The organism is Streptomyces sp. NPDC049954 (assembly GCF_040656295.1).
Taxonomy (GTDB): Bacteria; Actinomycetota; Actinomycetes; order Streptomycetales; family Streptomycetaceae; genus Streptomyces.
Genome location: NZ_JBFALS010000012.1, coordinates 21,685 through 36,787 on the forward strand (window position 1 = coordinate 21,685; position 15,103 = coordinate 36,787).

Here is a 15,103-nt window from a genome sequence, read left to right on the forward strand (position 1 = left end):
TGCCCGACCGGACACGGTCAGGGATTGTTGGATATTCAACATCTTAGGTAGAATGCCTTCATGGAGACCGAGACGGCCACACGCTGGCTCAGCGACGCGGAGCAGTGCGCCTGGCGCACCCACCTGGAAGTGAACCGGCTGCTCACGTATCAACTGGAGAAGGACCTCCAGCCGTTCGGGCTGACCATCAACGACTACGAGATCCTGGTCAACCTCTCGGAGGCCGAGGAGCACCGGGTGCGGATGAGTGACCTGGCCGCCGCGACCCTCCAGTCCAAGAGCCGGCTCTCGCACCAGATCACGCGCATGGAGAAGGCCGGTCTGGTGCGCAGGGAGAACTGCGAGTCGGACCGGCGCGGACTGTTCGCCGTGCTCACCGCTCCGGGCCTGGAGACGATGCGCAAGGTCGCGCCGCACCACGTGGACTCGGTGCGGCGCAACTTCATCGATCAGCTCAGCCCCGAGGAACTCGGCACGCTGCGCGGGTTCCTGGCCCCGATCGCCGCCCGGCTCCGTGAGGAGCGAGCCAGACGCTGACCGGCGAGGGTCACGGGCCGGGTCAGCAGGGCCGGTCGCCCGCGACGGCCACGCGTTCGGCGATCCGGCGGTGCGGGGCGTAGTCGCCCACGGCGTAGTGCTGGGTGGCCCGGTTGTCCCAGAAGGCGACGTCCCCGGCCTGCCAGTGGAAGCGCACCTGGTACTCGGGGACGTGCGCCTGCTGGAAGAGCAGGCGCAGCACACGGTCGCTCTCGGCCCGGTCCCAGCCCACGACGCGGGTGGTGAACGAGGAGTTCACGAACAGCATCCGGCGGCCGGTCTCCGGATGGCGCCGCACCACGGGGTGCTCGACCGGCGGGAACTGCTCCTGGAACCGCGCGAGCCGTTCGGCGGGGGTGAACCGTTCGAAGCCCGGCAGGAAGTCGTGCACGGCGCGGGCCCCGTCGAGGCGCCGGCGCAGTTCCTCGGGCAGGTTGTCGTAGGCGGCGGCCATGTCGGCCCACAGCGTGTCCCCGCCGACCGGCGGCACCTCGCGGACCTGGAGGACGGCGCCGAGCGCGGGCCGCTCGCGGAAGGTCACGTCGGTGTGCCACACGTTCTCGAAGCTCGGCACGCTGCCCCGGTCGAAGCGCACGACCTCGGCCGAGTCCCCGCTCATCAGCAGCGGGTTGGTCTCCAGCGGACCCCAGTGGGCGGCGAAGGCGCGCTGCGCGTCGGAGCTGAGGTGCTGGGCGCGGAAGAACAGCACCTTCCACTCCAGCAGCGCCCGGTTGACCTCCGCGCGCTGGGCGGCGGTGAGCGGGAGCGACAGGTCGATGCCGTGGATCTCGGCGCCGATGACGCGTCCCAGCGGCCTCAGTTCGAAGAGTTCGTACGGCCGGTCGTCCCAGTCCGCGGGGGTGCGGCGCAGGATCCGGGGGCCTTCGACGATGCCGTCCGCGGGGACGGCGTGTTCCCGCAGCGCGGGCGGTACGGGGGTGGGGGCCAGGGTCATGTGCGTGCTCTCCTCCGGGGTGGGAGGGACCCGGGGCGGGGCGCGGGTACGCGCGGCGCGGTGGGTCCGCTCGGGGTGGCGGCGTCGAGTGCGGGACGCCGGGTGGAGACGTGGGGCTGAGCCGGTCCGTGCCGCGGGATCCATGCCGAAGGATCCGCGGCGAGGGGAAGAAGGGGCAGCGTGCGGACGCACGGTGCGCGGGGCTTCGGCTACTGGAGGCCGGAACATCGGCGGGCCGGGGGCGAACCCACCCGGCCGCGACGGCGCAGGAAACTCATCCCGCCGGGAACGCGACCGCCGTGGTCGCCGCGACAAGGCGGCGTACCGGCACGGAGGTTCGAGGGCGTTCCCATGGGACGCACCGTACCGCAGCCGGCCGCTCAGCGGGAGAGCGGCAGTCGCAGCACGAAGCGGGCGCCGCCGCCTGGCCGCTCCCCCGCGGTCAGCGTGCCGCCGTGGCGCAGGGCCAGGTCCCGGGCGAGGGCGAGGCCGAGCCCCGCGCCGCCCTCGTCGCGGGCCCGGGCGTCGTCGAGCCGCACGAAACGCTCGAAGATCCGCTCCCGCTGCCCGGGCGGCACCCCGGCCCCGTCGTCGCACACGGCCAACTCCGACAACATGTCGCGGCGGTTGAGCTCCACGGACACCTCGGAGCGGGCGTGGCGCTGCGCGTTGTCCAGGAGGTTCCCGAGGACCCGCTGCAACTGAGAGCCCGATCCGAGCACTTCGGCGGCGTCGGCGCTCGCCCGCAAGCGCACCGGGACCCGGCCGTGGGCCCGCTGGTCCAGCTCCCGTGCGACGAGCGCGACGAGGTCCACCGGCCGGTCCCTGGGGCGTTCACCGGCGTCGAGACGCGCGAGCAGCAGGAGGTCCGCGGCGAGTTGCTGGAGCCGCACCGTGTCGGCGACCGCCCCGTCCACGTCGAGCAGTTCCGGATGCGCGGCGCCGACCTCCAGCTGGGTGCGCAGCGAGGCGATGGGGCTGCGCAGTTCGTGCGAGGCGTCCGCGACGAAACGGCGCTGCCGTTCCACGGAGGACTCCAGGGCGGACAGTGTCTCGTTCGTGGTGCGGGCCAGCGCCGCGATCTCGTCGTGCGTGCCGGGCTCGGGCACCCGCCGGCCGAGGTCCTGGGAGGCGGTGATGGCGGCCATCTCCCGCCGGATGGACTCGACGGGGCGCAGCGCCCGCCGCGTCACGAGCCAGGTCACGGTGGCGACGACGGCGAGCAGCACCGGCAGCCCGATGAGCATGACGGTGGAGGCCGTGCCGACGGCGCCCTCCTCGGTGTCCAGCGGGGCCCCGGCGTACACCGTGACGCTCTCCCCGTCGTCCCCGCCCCGTTCGGCCTCGACGCCGGCCCAGCGGTAGGCCGCGCGGTGGCCGTCGATGGTCGCGGAGCCGGTGCTGAGCGCGGCCTCGTCCCCGACGCCGCCGTCCTCGTCGGCGTCGGCGTCGGCGTCGGCGTCGGCCCGCGTGTCCCGGGCGGAGTCCTCGTGCTTCGTCTCCGGGGCCGGGGCGACGCGTACACCGGCCACCCCGGTGCCGCTGACGGCCTCCAGGTCCTCGCTGACGGCGAGGACGTGGCCGTCGTCGTCGGCGATCTGCACCGGTTCGTCGTCGTCATCGGGCAGGTCGAGCCGGTCGAAGGCGCGCCCCGAGGCGACGACCGAGGCGATCCGGCGTGCCCGCGCCTCCGCGTCGGAGGACGCCTGCCCGAGGAGGTTGGCGTGCAGGGACTGCAGGACGGCGAGGCCCGCGGCGACCAGGACGACGGCCACCACGAGCGTCGCGCCCAGCGTCGCCCGGGCCCGTACGGAGCCGAAGAGGCGTCTCACCGCCCCGTCTCCAGCCGGTAGCCGGCCCCGCGCACGGTACGGATGAGGTCCGCGCCCAGCTTGCGGCGCAGGGTGCTGACGTAGACCTCGACGATGTTCGGGTCGCCCTCGTAGGCGAAGTCCCACACGTGCTCCAGGATCTCCGCCTTGGACACGATCTGCCCGGGGCGCACGACGAGTTGCTCCAGCACGGCGAACTCCTTCGCGGTCAGGGCGGCCTCGTCCTGCGCGACCCACACCCGCCGCGCGGCGGTGTCCACCGTGAGCGGGCCGAGGACGTGCACCGGGCTGGGCACCCCCGGCCTGCGGCGCAGCAGCGCCTTGACGCGTGCGACGAGCACCACGTACGAGAAGGGCTTGGTCAGGTAGTCGTCGGCGCCGGTGTCGAGCCCCTCGGCCTCGTCGTACTCGCCGTCCTTCGCGGTGAGCATCAGGATCGGCACCTCGTGGCCGGCGGCCCGGAGCGTCGCGCAGATCCGGTAGCCGTTCATGCCGGGCAGCATGATGTCGAGGATCAGCAGGTCGTACGTCCCCTCGGAGGCGCGGAACAGCCCCTCCCGGCCGTCGTGGACCACGTCCACGGCGTATCCCTGGGCCGTCAGTCCCCTGGCGAGCGACACGGCGAGCCGCTTCTCGTCCTCCACGATCAACAGGCGCATGCGCCCAGCCTCGCAAACCGGAGCTGAAGGTGTCTTCAGGCTTCTTCAGGGCCCCTTCAGGTGCGGCGGGCAACAGTGAGGAGGTCAGCAGGAAGAACCACTCGGGGAGGTTCCCTCATGAAGCGCGACATCGTCATCGCCACCGTCACCGCCGGTGTCCTGCTCGCCGGGGGCGGGGTCGCCGCCGCCACGCTCGGCACGGACTCCGGCGGGGCGGACGGCGGCACGGGAGGCGGACGGGCCGAACGGACCGTCGGGCACTCGGACGCGGCCGAACACCGCGCGGAGGCGGGGGCCGCGAAGCGGCTGAGCGCGCCGCAGGCGATCGGGGCGGCGCTGGACCGGGTCCCCGGACGGGTGACCTCGGCCGAACTGGACGAGGACGACCGGCGCGGCGCCCTCGTGTGGGAGGTCGACGTCCTCGACCGGCACGGCGTCGCGTACCACGTGGACGTCGACCCGGGCACCGGCAAGGCGCTCTCCGCCCACCGTGACCGCGACGACGACGCGCCCGCCGACGCGAAGGAGGACGGCCGGGCCCTGGCGGGCACGACGACGACCGCTGCCGAGGCGGCTCGCGCCGCGGCCGACAAGGGCCGCGTGGTCTCCGTGGACCTGGACGACGACGGCGGGGCGCACTGGAGCGTCGAGGTCTCCGGCGGTCACGGGACGGAGTGGTCCGTCCCCCTGGACGGCCTGCGGGTGGCCCCCGACCGCTCGGACGACTGACCGCCGCCGTCCTCACGCTCCCCGGGTGAAGCCCGGGGGCGTGAGTGAGGACACGGGGCGACCTGAGACGGACGCCCCGCCCCGTCACAGGTGCGACAGCACCTCGTCCGCCGCCTGATAGGGCGACAGCTCGCCGTCCACCACCCGGGCGGCGAGCGCGGCGATCCGGTGGTCCCCCCGGACGTCGAGCATGCGCGCGCGCAGCGCCGTCACCGCGATGGTCTCGATCTCGTGGGCGGCGCGCGCGGCCCGGCGCTCTGCGAGGACACCGTGCTCGTCCATCCAGGCCCGGTGCTTCTCCAGCGCCGCGACGACCTCGTCGACGCCCTCGCCGCGTGCGGCGACGGTCTTGACGATCGGGGGGCGCCAGTCGCCCGGTTCGCGGGCCTCGCCGAGGCCCAGCATGTGGTTGAGTTCGCGCGCCGTGGCGTCCGCCCCGTCCCGGTCGGCCTTGTTGACCACGTAGACGTCGCCGATCTCCAGGATTCCGGCCTTCGCTGCCTGGATGCCGTCCCCCATGCCGGGGGCGAGCAGGACGACGGAGGTGTCGGCCTGGGAGGCGATGTCGACCTCGGACTGGCCGACGCCGACGGTCTCCACGAGGACGACGTCGCAGCCCGCCGCGTCGAGCACCCGGATGGCCTGCGGGGCGGCCCAGGCGAGTCCGCCGAGGTGGCCGCGGGTGGCCATGGAACGGATGTAGACGCCGGGGTCGGAGGCGTGCTCGGCCATCCGGACCCGGTCGCCGAGCAGCGCCCCGCCGGAGAACGGCGAGGAGGGGTCGACGGCGAGCACCCCGACCCGTCGGCCGGTCCTGCGGTACGCGGAGACGAGCGCCGAGGTCGAGGTGGACTTGCCGACGCCGGGCGAGCCGGTGATGCCGACGACGTAGGCCCGGCCGGTGAACGGGGCGAGCGCGGCCATGACCTCCCGCAGTTGCGGAGAGGCGCCCTCGACGAGCGAGATGAGGCGGGCCACGGCCCGGGGGCGGCCCTCGCGGGCCTGTTCCACCAGCGAGGAGACGTCCTGGTTCACAGCTCACAGCTCCGTTCGGTCAGTGCGGTGGCGCGGGGGCGGGTGATCGGGCGGGTCCCGCCGTCCAGTCGCGGCCGGACGGCGGGACCCGTGCGCTCAGGCGCTCTTCGGCACCCGCACGATCAGCGCGTCGCCCTGCCCGCCGCCGCCGCACAGGGCGGCCGCGCCGACGCCGCCCCCGCGCCGCTTCAGCTCCAGCGCGAGATGCAGCACGATACGGGCCCCGGACATGCCGATGGGGTGGCCGAGCGCGATCGCGCCGCCGTTCACGTTGACCTTGTCCGCGTCGAGCCCGAGATCGGCCGTCGACTGCACGGCGACGGCGGCGAAGGCCTCGTTGATCTCCACGAGGTCGAGGTCCTCGACGCCGATGCCCTCCTTGCCCAGCGCGTGCGTGATCGCGTTCGAGGGCTGCGACTGGAGCGAGTTGTCGGGGCCCGCGACGTTGCCGTGCGCGCCGATCTCGGCGATCCACTCCAGGCCGAGTTCCTCGGCCTTGGCGCGGCTCATGACGACGACGGCCGCGGCCCCGTCGGAGATCTGCGAGGAGGTGCCCGCGGTGATCGTGCCGTCCTTGGCGAAGGCGGGGCGCAGCTTGCCGAGGGACTCGGCGGTGGTGCTGGGGCGGATGCCCTCGTCCTCGGCGACGACGACCGGGTCGCCCTTGCGCTGGGGGACCTCGACCGGGGTGATCTCCGCGTCGAAGAGGCCGTTCTTCCGGGCCGCGGCGGCCCGCTGGTGGCTGAGCGCGGCGAACGCGTCCTGCGGGGCGCGCTCGATGCCGAGGCGGGTGTTGTGTTTCTCGGTGGAGGCGCCCATCGGGATGCTCTCGAAGGAGTCGGTGAGCCCGTCGAGGGCCATCGAGTCGAGCATCTCGATCGCGCCGTACTTGTAGCCCTCACGGGACTTGGGCAGCAGGTGCGGGGCGTTGGTCATGGACTCCTGCCCGCCGGCCACCACGATGTCGAACTCACCCGCCCGGATCAGCTGGTCGGCGAGGGCGATCGCGTCGAGGCCCGAGAGGCACACCTTGTTGACGGTGAGCGCCGGCACGTTCATCGGGATGCCGGCCTTCACGGCGGCCTGGCGTGCGGGGATCTGCCCGGCCCCCGCCTGGAGGACCTGCCCCATGATCACGTACTGGACCTGTTCCCCGGTGATCCCGGACCGCTCCAGCGCGGCCTTGATCGCGAATCCGCCGAGGTCGGCCCCGGAGAAGCTCTTGAGCGAACCGAGCAGGCGCCCCATGGGCGTACGCGCCCCGGCGACGATCACCGACGTGCTGCCGGGCGTTCCAGCTGTTCCAGCCATGAGGCACAGCCCCTTGAGATGAGAGTGAACGAGGGTTTACCTCAATGTACTGACGAGTACCCGGCCGGGTCACCGGGCCGTCGGTGTGATCGCGCGCACGTTGCGTAATCACCCGGTCTACCGCTGCACTGGGGTCATGCTGACACGTATCGATCACATCGGTATCGCCTGCTTCGACCTCGACCGCACCGTCGAGTTCTACCGGGCGACGTACGGGTTCGAGGTGTTCCACACCGAGGTCAACGAGGAGCAGGGCGTGCGGGAGGCCATGCTGAAGATCAACGAGACCTCGGACGGCGGCGCCTCCTACCTCCAGTTGCTGGAGCCCGTCAGGGAGGACTCCGCGGTGGGCAAGTGGCTCGCGAAGAACGGGGAGGGCGTGCATCACATCGCCTTCGGGACCGCCGACGTGGACACCGACTCCGAGGAGATCCGCGACAAGGGCGTCCGGGTGCTCTACGACCAGCCGCGCACCGGTTCCATGGGGTCCAGGATCACCTTCCTGCACCCCAAGGACTGTCACGGAGTGCTCACGGAACTGGTCACAGCGGCACCTCGGGCCACCTCCGGCGCACCCGCTCCGTCAGACAAGGGGACGGAGGACTGACCTCCGGATAGCGGGGCCGGTAGGGTTGGGCTCGACCTACCGGCCGTGCCGGGCGGTCTCGGGCCGGGGTCCGGGTTTCGGGGGCGAGCGTCAGGGCAGCAGTGTGTGCTCGGCCGAGGATCTGACACCATTCCCCGGGGGCCCGTCCGGCGGTTGGACGGTGCTCGTTCGGAGAATTACGACCAGGGTTGGGGCCTCCCCTGCTCGACCGAAGTTGAGAGCTTGGGGAAGGATGGGACCGCGCGGTGCGGGGCTACGAACGCCAGGAGAGCCACCAAGCTGCTGACGACGACCACCTGTCACGGTTCGAAGCCGAGATGAAGCGGCTGAAGACCGAACGGGAGAAGGCCGTTCAGCACGCCGACGACCTCGGCTATCAGGTCGAGGTCTTGCGCGCCAAGCTGCACGAGGCGCGGCGTGCCCTCGCGACCCGTCCCGCGTACGACGGCACGGACATCGGGTACCAGGCCGAGCAGATGCTGCGCAACGCGCAGATGCAGGCCGACCAGCTGCGGATGGACGCGGAGCGGGAGCTGCGCGAGGCCCGTTCGCAGACCCAGCGCATCCTCCAGGAGCACGCGGAGCAGCAGGCGCGGCTCCAGGCCGAACTGCACCAGGAGGCGGTCAACCGCCGCCAGCAGCTCGACCAGGAGCTGTCCGAGCGCCGCGCGACCGTCGAGTCCCACGTCAACGAGAACGTCGCCTGGGCCGAGCAACTGCGCTCGCGCAGCGAGGCGCAGGCCCGCCGGCTGGTCGACGAGGCGCGCGCGGAGGCCGAGCAGTCCCTGAGCGTGGCGCGGGCCGAGGCCCAGCGCGTGGTCGAGGAGACCCGGCAGCGCATCGCCGCCGAGGCGGAGAGCACCCGCGCCGAGGCGGAGGCCCTGCTGCGCCGCGCCCGCGCGGACGCCGAGCGGCTGCTGAACGCGGCCTCCGGCCAGGCCCAGGAGGCCACCGACCACGCCGAGCGGCTGCGCGCCTCCGCGCACGCCGAGACCGAGCAGGAACGCCGCCGTACGGCCGAGCAGTCCCGGCTGGCCGAGGAGCGGGCGGCGCAGGCCGAGACGGCGCTGCGCGAGGCCCGCGCCGAGGCCGAGCGGCTGGCCGCCGAGGCGCAGGAGCGCTCGGCGAAGCTGCTCGCGAGCACCGAGTCGCAGAGCGAGCAGCGCACCCGTACGGCGAAGGAGCAGATCGCCCGGCTGGTCGGCGAGGCCACCAAGGAGGCCGAGACGCTGCGCGCCGAGGCACAGCAGCGCCGCGACGACGCGGTCGCGGAGGCCGAGCGCATCCTCGCCGAGGCTTCGGAGAACGCCCGTACCGTCGCGGCGGAGGACTCGGCCGCGGCGCTGGCGAAGGCGGCCCGCAGCGCCGACGAGGTCCTGTCGAAGGCCTCGGCCGACGCGACGGCGACGACCCGCGCGGCCACCGAGGAGGCCGAGCGCATCCGCGGCGAGGCGCAGGCCGAGGCCGACCGGCTGCGCAGCGAGGCCGCCGACACGGCGGAGCAGCTCAAGGGCGCGGCGAAGGACGACACCAAGGAGTACCGCGCCAAGACCGTCGAACTCCAGGAGGAGGCCAGGCGGCTGCGCGGCGAGGCCGAGCAGCTGCGGGCCGAGGCCGTCGCCGAGGGCGAGCGGATCCGGGGCGAGGCGCGGCGCGAGGCCGTCCAGCAGATCGAGGAGGCGGCGGGCCGCGCCGAGGAGCTGCTGACCAGGGCCCGCTCCGACGCCGAGGAGCTGCGCGGCGGCGCCACCGAGGACGCGGAGCGCACCAGGGCCGAGGGCACCGAGCGGGCCGAGGCGCTGCGCACCCAGGCCGAGGAGCTGCTGGAGCAGGCCAGGACCGAGGCGCGGGAGCTGCGGGAGCGGGCCGAGGAGCACGCGCAGGCGGAGCGGACGGCCGCCGAGGAGGCCGCCGCCCAGTTGCGCGCGGACGCCGAGCGGGCCGCCAAGGCGCTGCACGAGGGCGCCGAGGAGGAGCTGGCCCGGCTGCGGACCGAGGCCGAGCAGCGGCTCAGCAGCGCCGAGGAGGCGCTGACCGAGGCGCGCGCCGAGGTCGAGCGGCTGCGGGCGCAGACCGCGGAGGACACGGAGCGGCTGCGCGCCGAGGCGGCGGAGCGGGCGCGCACGGTGCGCGAGGAGGCCGAGACCGAGGCCGAGCGGCTGCGCACCGAGGCGGCGGCGGATGTCGCGGCCTCCCGCGCGGAGGCGGAGAACGTCGCCGTACGGCTGCGCGCCGAGGCCGAGGCCGAGGCGGAGCGGGTGCGGGCGGAGGCCAAGGAGGCCGCCGACCGGGTCCGTGGCGAGGCGCAGACGGCCGCGGAGCGGGTCACCGAGCAGGCCGCGGAGGAACTCGCGGCGGCTCAGGAGGAGTCGGCGCGGCGCCGGCGCAGCGCCGAGGAGACGCTGGAGTCGGCGCGGGCCGAGGCCGGCGAGGAGCGGGAGCGGGCGCGGGAGCGTTCCGAGGAGCTGCTCGCTGCGGCTCGCAAGCGGGTCGAGGAGGCGGAGACCGAGGCGGTCCGGCTGGTCGAGGAGGCGGAGACCCGCGCCGGGGAACTGGTGTCGGCCGCCGAGCAGACGGCGCAGCAGGTACGGGACTCGGTCGCCGGGCTCCAGGAGCAGGCGCAGGAGGAGATCGCCGGTCTGCGGTCGGCCGCCGAGCACGCCGCGGACCGTACGCGCACGCAGGCGCAGGAGGAGGCCGACCGGCTGCGGGCCGACGCGCACACGGAGCGCGAGCGGGCCGGGGAGGACGCCTCGCGGCTGCGCCGGGAGGCGCAGGAGGCCTCGGAGCACGCGAAGGCGCTTGCCGAGCGGACGGTGACCGAGGCCCTCGCGGAGGCGGAGCGGCTGAAGTCGGAGGCGGCGCAGCACGCGCAGCGGGTGCGTACCGAGGCCTCGGACGCGATCGCGAGCGCGGAGCAGGACGCCTCGCGCTCCCGGGCCGAGGCGCGGGAGGACGCGAACCGTATCCGCAACGAGGCGGCCGCGCAGGCGGACACCCTCGTCGCGGAGGCGACGGCGGAGACGACGCGGCTGCGCGAGCGGACGGCGGCCGAGACGGAGCAGCAGGTCGTGGCGGCGACGGCGGAGGCGGCCCGGCGGCTCGCCGAGGCCAAGGCCGACGCGGAGCGGCGGGTCGCGGAGGCGACCGACGAGGCGGAGCGGCTGCGGGCCGAGGCCGCCGAGGCCGTGGGTTCCGCGCGTCAGCACGCCGAGCGCACCCGTGCCGAGGCGCAGGAGCTGGAGCGGCGGACCGTCGAGGAGACCGAGCGGACGCGGACCGGGGCCAGGGCCGAGGCGGAGCGGCTGCTCGACGAGGCGCGGGCCGAGGCCAACAAGCGGCGCACGGAGGCCGCGGAACAGGTCGACCGGCTCGTGTCGGAGGCCACCACCGAGGCGGAGAAGCTGACGACGGAGGCGCTGGAGCAGGCGCTCAAGGCGACCGCCGACGCCGAGGAGCAGGCGGACCGGATGGTGGGCGCGGCCCGCAAGGAGGCCGAGCGGCTGGTCGCCGAGGCGCGCGGCGAGGGCAACGCGCTGGTCGAGAAGTCGCGTACCGACGCCGACGAACTCCTCGTCGGGGCGCGCCGGGACGCGACGGCGATCCGGGAGCGGGCCGAGGAACTGCGGGAGCGGGTCACCGGCGAGATCGAGGAGCTGCACGAGCGGGCCAGGCGCGAGTCGGCCGAGACGATGCGGACGGCGGGCGAGCGCTGTGACGCGCTCGTGCAGGCCGCTCAGGAGCAGCTCGCCGAGGCGGAGGCCAAGGCCGGGGAGCTGGTCTCGGAGGCCGACTCGGAGGCCGGCAAGGTCCGGATCGCCGCGGTGAAGAAGGCCGAGGGGCTGCTCAAGGAGGCCAACCAGAAGAAGGCCGAACTGGTGGGCGAGGCCGAGCGGGTGCTGAGCGAGGCGAAGGCCGAGGCGGAGCAGATCGTGGCCGAGGGCCAGCGGGAGCTGGACATACTGGTGCGCCGCCGGCAGGACATCAACGCCGAGATCGGCCGGGTCCAGGACGTCCTGGAGGCCCTGGAGTCCTTCGAGACGCCCGGCGCGGGCGGGAAGTCGGTCCCGGCCCCGGCCGGTCCCGGCGGTGCCGCGGGCAAGGGATCGGGCAAGGGCGCGGAGGGGCGCGGCCAGAGCCCCGGCGTCAAGGCGGGAGCCTCGGCCGGCTCGACTCGTTCGAGTGGTAAGCAGTCGGACACCTAGCGGAACCCCTCCGGGTCGTGCTTGCTGTACTGGGGTGCGGCCCGGGCTGTTTGAGGGGGCGTCGGTTGTGTGCCGGGGCCCCTGTGACACGGACAGAAGTCGCCGATCCGGAAGAATCCGGCCATCAGCCACACAAAAGGGGTGGCATTCTCCAGATCAAACGGGCATTTGCTCGATGACACGCCGTCCGGACCCCTAGGATTCCCCTTATCACCTCACCGGTCTCATTCGACAGGAACCCCATGAGCGACACTTCCCCCTACGGCTTCGAGCTTGTGCGGCGTGGGTACGACCGCGCTCAGGTGGACGAACGCATCTCCAAGCTCGTCTCCGACCGTGACAGCGCGTTGGCCCGTATCACCGCCCTGGAAAAGCGCATTGAGGAGCTGCACCTCGAAACGCAGAACGCGCAGGCACAGGTAACGGACGCGGAGCCCTCGTACGCGGGGCTCGGCGCGCGCGTCGAGAAGATCCTCCGGCTCGCCGAGGAGGAGGCCAAGGACCTGCGTGAGGAGGCCAGGCGCGCGGCGGAGCAGCACCGCGAGCTGGCCGAGTCCGCCGCTCAGCAGGTGCGCAACGACGCGGAGTCCTTCGCGTCCGAGCGCAAGGCCAAGGCGGAGGACGAGGGCGTCCGGATCGTCGAGAAGGCCAAGGGCGAGGCGGGCACGCTGCGGGCCGAGGCGCAGAAGGACGCGCAGTCCAAGCGCGAGGAGGCCGACGCGCTCTTCGAGGAGACCCGCGCGAAGGCCGCGCAGGCCGCCGCCGACTTCGAGACGAACCTCGCCAAGCGCCGGGAGCAGTCCGAGCGGGACCTGGCCTCGCGTCAGGCGAAGGCCGAGAAGCGGCTCGCGGAGATCGAGCACCGGGCGGAGCAGCTGCGCCTGGAGGCCGAGAAGCTGCGCACGGACGCGGAGCGCCGGGCCCGTCAGACCGTGGAGACGGCGCAGCGTCAGTCCGAGGACATCGTGGCGGACGCGAACGCGAAGGCCGACCGCATCCGCAGCGAGTCCGAGCGGGAGCTGGCGGCGCTGACCAACCGTCGCGACTCGATCAACGCGCAGCTGACGAACGTCCGCGAGATGCTGGCGACGCTCACGGGTGCCGCGGTGGCCGCCGCCGGTTCGCCGGCCGAGGACGAGCCGGTCTCGCGCGCAGTGCCCGCGCAGCAGACCCGCTGACGCGCTCTCAGGCGCCGTCGCTCGCTGGTGACCGCACCGTCCTCGCGCCGGACGGGCCGGGTCCTTCCCGGCCCGTCCGGCGTTCGCGTTTTCGGCGTGCGGGGAGGGGGCCGGGCGAAACGGGACGGCGGGCGTTAGCGTGGGTCGCATGATTGAGGTGGCCGGCCTGACCAAACGTTACGGCGAGAAACTCGCCGTCAACAACCTGACCTTCACCGTGCGCCCCGGCATCGTCACGGGCTTCCTCGGGCCCAACGGCGCCGGGAAGTCCACGACGATGCGCATGATGCTGGGGCTGGACAACCCCACGTCGGGCGAGGTTCTCATCGACGGCAAGCGGTACGCCGGGCTGAGGGACCCGCTCACGGACGTCGGGGCGCTGCTCGACGCGAAGGCGATGCACGGCGGGCGCACGGCCCGCAACCATCTGCTGTGCCTCGCGCAGAGCAACGGCCTGCCGGCCTCCCGGGTCGACGAGGTCCTCGACACGGTGGGGCTCACGGCGGTCGCGAGGAAGCGCGCGAAAGGGTTCTCGCTCGGCATGGGGCAGCGCCTCGGGATCGCGGGCGCGCTGCTCGGCGACCCGCGCATCCTGATGTTCGACGAGCCGGTCAACGGGCTCGACCCGGAGGGCATCCACTGGATCAGGAACCTGATGCAGACCCTCGCGCACCAGGGCCGCACGGTGTTCGTCTCCTCGCACCTGATGAGCGAGATGGCGCTGACCGCCGAGCACCTCGTGGTCATCGGCCAGGGCCGGCTGCTCGCCGACACCTCGATGGCCGGCTTCATCCGCGACAACTCCCGTACCTACGTGCGGCTGCGCTCCCCCGAGCAGGAGCGGCTGCGCGACGTGCTGCACGAGGCGGGCGTACGGGTCGCGCAGGGCCCGGACGGCACGCTGGAGGCGGACGACGTGGAGGCGGCGCGCCTCGGTGAGCTGGCCGCCGGGAGCGGGATCGTGCTGCACGAGCTGAGCCCGCAGTCCGCCTCGCTGGAGGACGCGTTCATGCAGCTGACCGCCGAGTCGGTGGAGTACCACGCGCACACCGGGCGGTCCGGTCCGGCCGACGCGGTCGGGGGGCCGCCGGTTGCCGGCGGCCCGGGCGCCTCCCCGCAGCGGGGCTGGGGCGAAGACTGGAAGAAGGGCAAGTGACGATGGCCGCGCCGCAGGTAGTGCTCTCGGAGTGGACGAAGATCCGCTCCGTCGCCTCGACCGTCTGGACCCTCTCGCTCGCCGTGGTCACCACGATCGGGCTCGGTCTGCTGATCAGCTGGCTGACCAACAACGACTTCGGCTCGATGAACCGTGAGGACCGGCTGACCTTCGACCCGACGTACACGAGTTTCGCGGGGATGGGCCTCGGTCAGCTCGCGATGATCGTGTTCGGCGTGCTGGTCGTCTCCAACGAGTACTCGACCGGAATGATCCGCACCTCGCTCGCGGCGGTGCCGCGCCGGGGCGTGTTCTTCTTCTGCAAGGTCCTGGTGGCGACCGCGCTGGCCTTCGTGGTCGCGGTGGCCACGGCCTTCGTGACCTTCTTCGTGGGGCAGGCGGCGCTCGGCGACCACAGTGCGGCGCTCGGCGATCCGGGGGTGCTGCGCGCGGTGTTCGGCTCCGCGTTCTACATGACGCTGATCGCGGTGTTCTCGATGGGGATCGCGGTGATCCTGCGCTCCCCCATGCTGTCGCTGGGCATCCTGATGCCGTTCTTCTTCCTGGTCTCCAACATCCTGGGCAGCGTCTCGGCGACCAAGAAGTACGCGCAGTACCTTCCGGACCAGGCGGGGCAGAAGATCCTCCAGGTGATCCAGCCGCCCGACGACGACGCCCCGTACGGTCCGTGGGGCGGTCTCGGCATCATGATCCTGTGGGTCGCGGTCGCCCTGCTGGTGGGCTATCTGCTGCTGCGCAAGCGGGACGCCTGAGCGGGCGGGCCGCCGCCCCGCCGTCCGGTCTTTGCCCGATCTTGGCGGGAACCGTCATTCCACCGATAGCCTCCTAACCCTTACGGGGGCGGTGTGCCCCTGCGGCCAGCGGGCCGCCGGGTATCG

The 15,103-nt window shown here is 73.3% G+C and carries 12 protein-coding genes; 7 read left to right on the plus strand and 5 right to left on the minus strand.

Going from position 1 to position 15,103, the window contains the following annotated elements; genetic code table 11:
- Nucleotides 1-60: 60 nt before the first annotated feature.
- Nucleotides 61-537 (plus strand): MarR family transcriptional regulator, encoded by a 477-nt coding sequence (locus AB0J21_RS25395; RefSeq protein ID WP_363148410.1) that lies wholly within the window; start codon nt 61-63, stop codon nt 535-537.
- Nucleotides 538-559: 22 nt separating this feature from the next.
- Here the strand turns inward: AB0J21_RS25395 and AB0J21_RS25400 are convergent, their stop codons facing one another.
- From AB0J21_RS25400 to AB0J21_RS25410, 3 genes are all read right to left on the minus strand, one after another.
- Nucleotides 560-1,492 (minus strand): TauD/TfdA family dioxygenase, encoded by a 933-nt coding sequence (locus AB0J21_RS25400; protein ID WP_363148411.1) that lies wholly within the window; start codon nt 1,490-1,492, stop codon nt 560-562.
- 380 nt (nt 1,493-1,872) lie between these two features.
- Nucleotides 1,873-3,324 (minus strand): HAMP domain-containing sensor histidine kinase, encoded by a 1,452-nt coding sequence (locus AB0J21_RS25405; protein ID WP_363148412.1) that lies wholly within the window; start codon nt 3,322-3,324, stop codon nt 1,873-1,875.
- Nucleotides 3,321-3,983: a response regulator transcription factor gene (locus tag AB0J21_RS25410; RefSeq protein WP_363148413.1), complete on the minus strand. Its 663-nt coding sequence runs from the start codon at nt 3,981-3,983 to the stop codon at nt 3,321-3,323. Before AB0J21_RS25410 ends, AB0J21_RS25405 begins: the two co-directional genes overlap by 4 nt.
- A 117-nt stretch (nt 3,984-4,100) precedes the next feature.
- Between AB0J21_RS25410 and AB0J21_RS25415 the strand changes: the two genes are divergently transcribed.
- On the plus strand, nt 4,101-4,712 hold the full coding sequence (locus AB0J21_RS25415) for a PepSY domain-containing protein (protein ID WP_363148414.1): 612 nt from the start codon (nt 4,101-4,103) through the stop codon (nt 4,710-4,712).
- Nucleotides 4,713-4,796: 84 nt separating this feature from the next.
- Here AB0J21_RS25415 and meaB read toward each other — a convergent pair whose 3' ends face one another.
- Complete coding sequence (gene meaB, locus AB0J21_RS25420; protein ID WP_363148415.1) at nt 4,797-5,747, minus strand: methylmalonyl Co-A mutase-associated GTPase MeaB; 951 nt, start codon at nt 5,745-5,747, stop codon at nt 4,797-4,799.
- 96 nt (nt 5,748-5,843) lie between these two features.
- The gene (locus AB0J21_RS25425; protein WP_363148416.1) at nt 5,844-7,058 is read right to left on the minus strand and encodes an acetyl-CoA C-acetyltransferase; all 1,215 of its coding nucleotides are present in this window, start codon (nt 7,056-7,058) and stop codon (nt 5,844-5,846) included.
- 136 nt (nt 7,059-7,194) lie between these two features.
- Here AB0J21_RS25425 and mce point away from each other — a divergent pair, with 136 nt between their 5' ends.
- The 5 genes from mce (at nt 7,195) to AB0J21_RS25450 (ending at nt 14,977) form a co-directional block, all read left to right on the plus strand.
- On the plus strand, nt 7,195-7,665 hold the full coding sequence (mce, locus tag AB0J21_RS25430) for a methylmalonyl-CoA epimerase (RefSeq protein ID WP_363148417.1): 471 nt from the start codon (nt 7,195-7,197) through the stop codon (nt 7,663-7,665).
- Nucleotides 7,666-7,910: 245 nt separating this feature from the next.
- Nucleotides 7,911-11,870: a polarized growth protein Scy gene (gene scy, locus AB0J21_RS25435; RefSeq protein ID WP_363148418.1), complete on the plus strand. Its 3,960-nt coding sequence runs from the start codon at nt 7,911-7,913 to the stop codon at nt 11,868-11,870.
- A gap of 242 nt (nt 11,871-12,112) precedes the next feature.
- Nucleotides 12,113-13,048 (plus strand): cellulose-binding protein, encoded by a 936-nt coding sequence (locus AB0J21_RS25440; protein WP_363148419.1) that lies wholly within the window; start codon nt 12,113-12,115, stop codon nt 13,046-13,048.
- 148 nt (nt 13,049-13,196) lie between these two features.
- Nucleotides 13,197-14,204 carry an ATP-binding cassette domain-containing protein gene (locus tag AB0J21_RS25445; protein WP_363148420.1) on the plus strand — a complete coding sequence of 336 codons (1,008 nt, stop codon included), beginning with the start codon at nt 13,197-13,199 and terminating at the stop codon, nt 14,202-14,204.
- Between the two features lie 2 nt (nt 14,205-14,206).
- A complete protein-coding gene (locus AB0J21_RS25450) occupies nt 14,207-14,977 on the plus strand; it encodes an ABC transporter permease subunit (protein WP_363148545.1) in 771 nt (256 codons plus the stop codon).
- Nucleotides 14,978-15,103 lie beyond the last annotated feature (126 nt).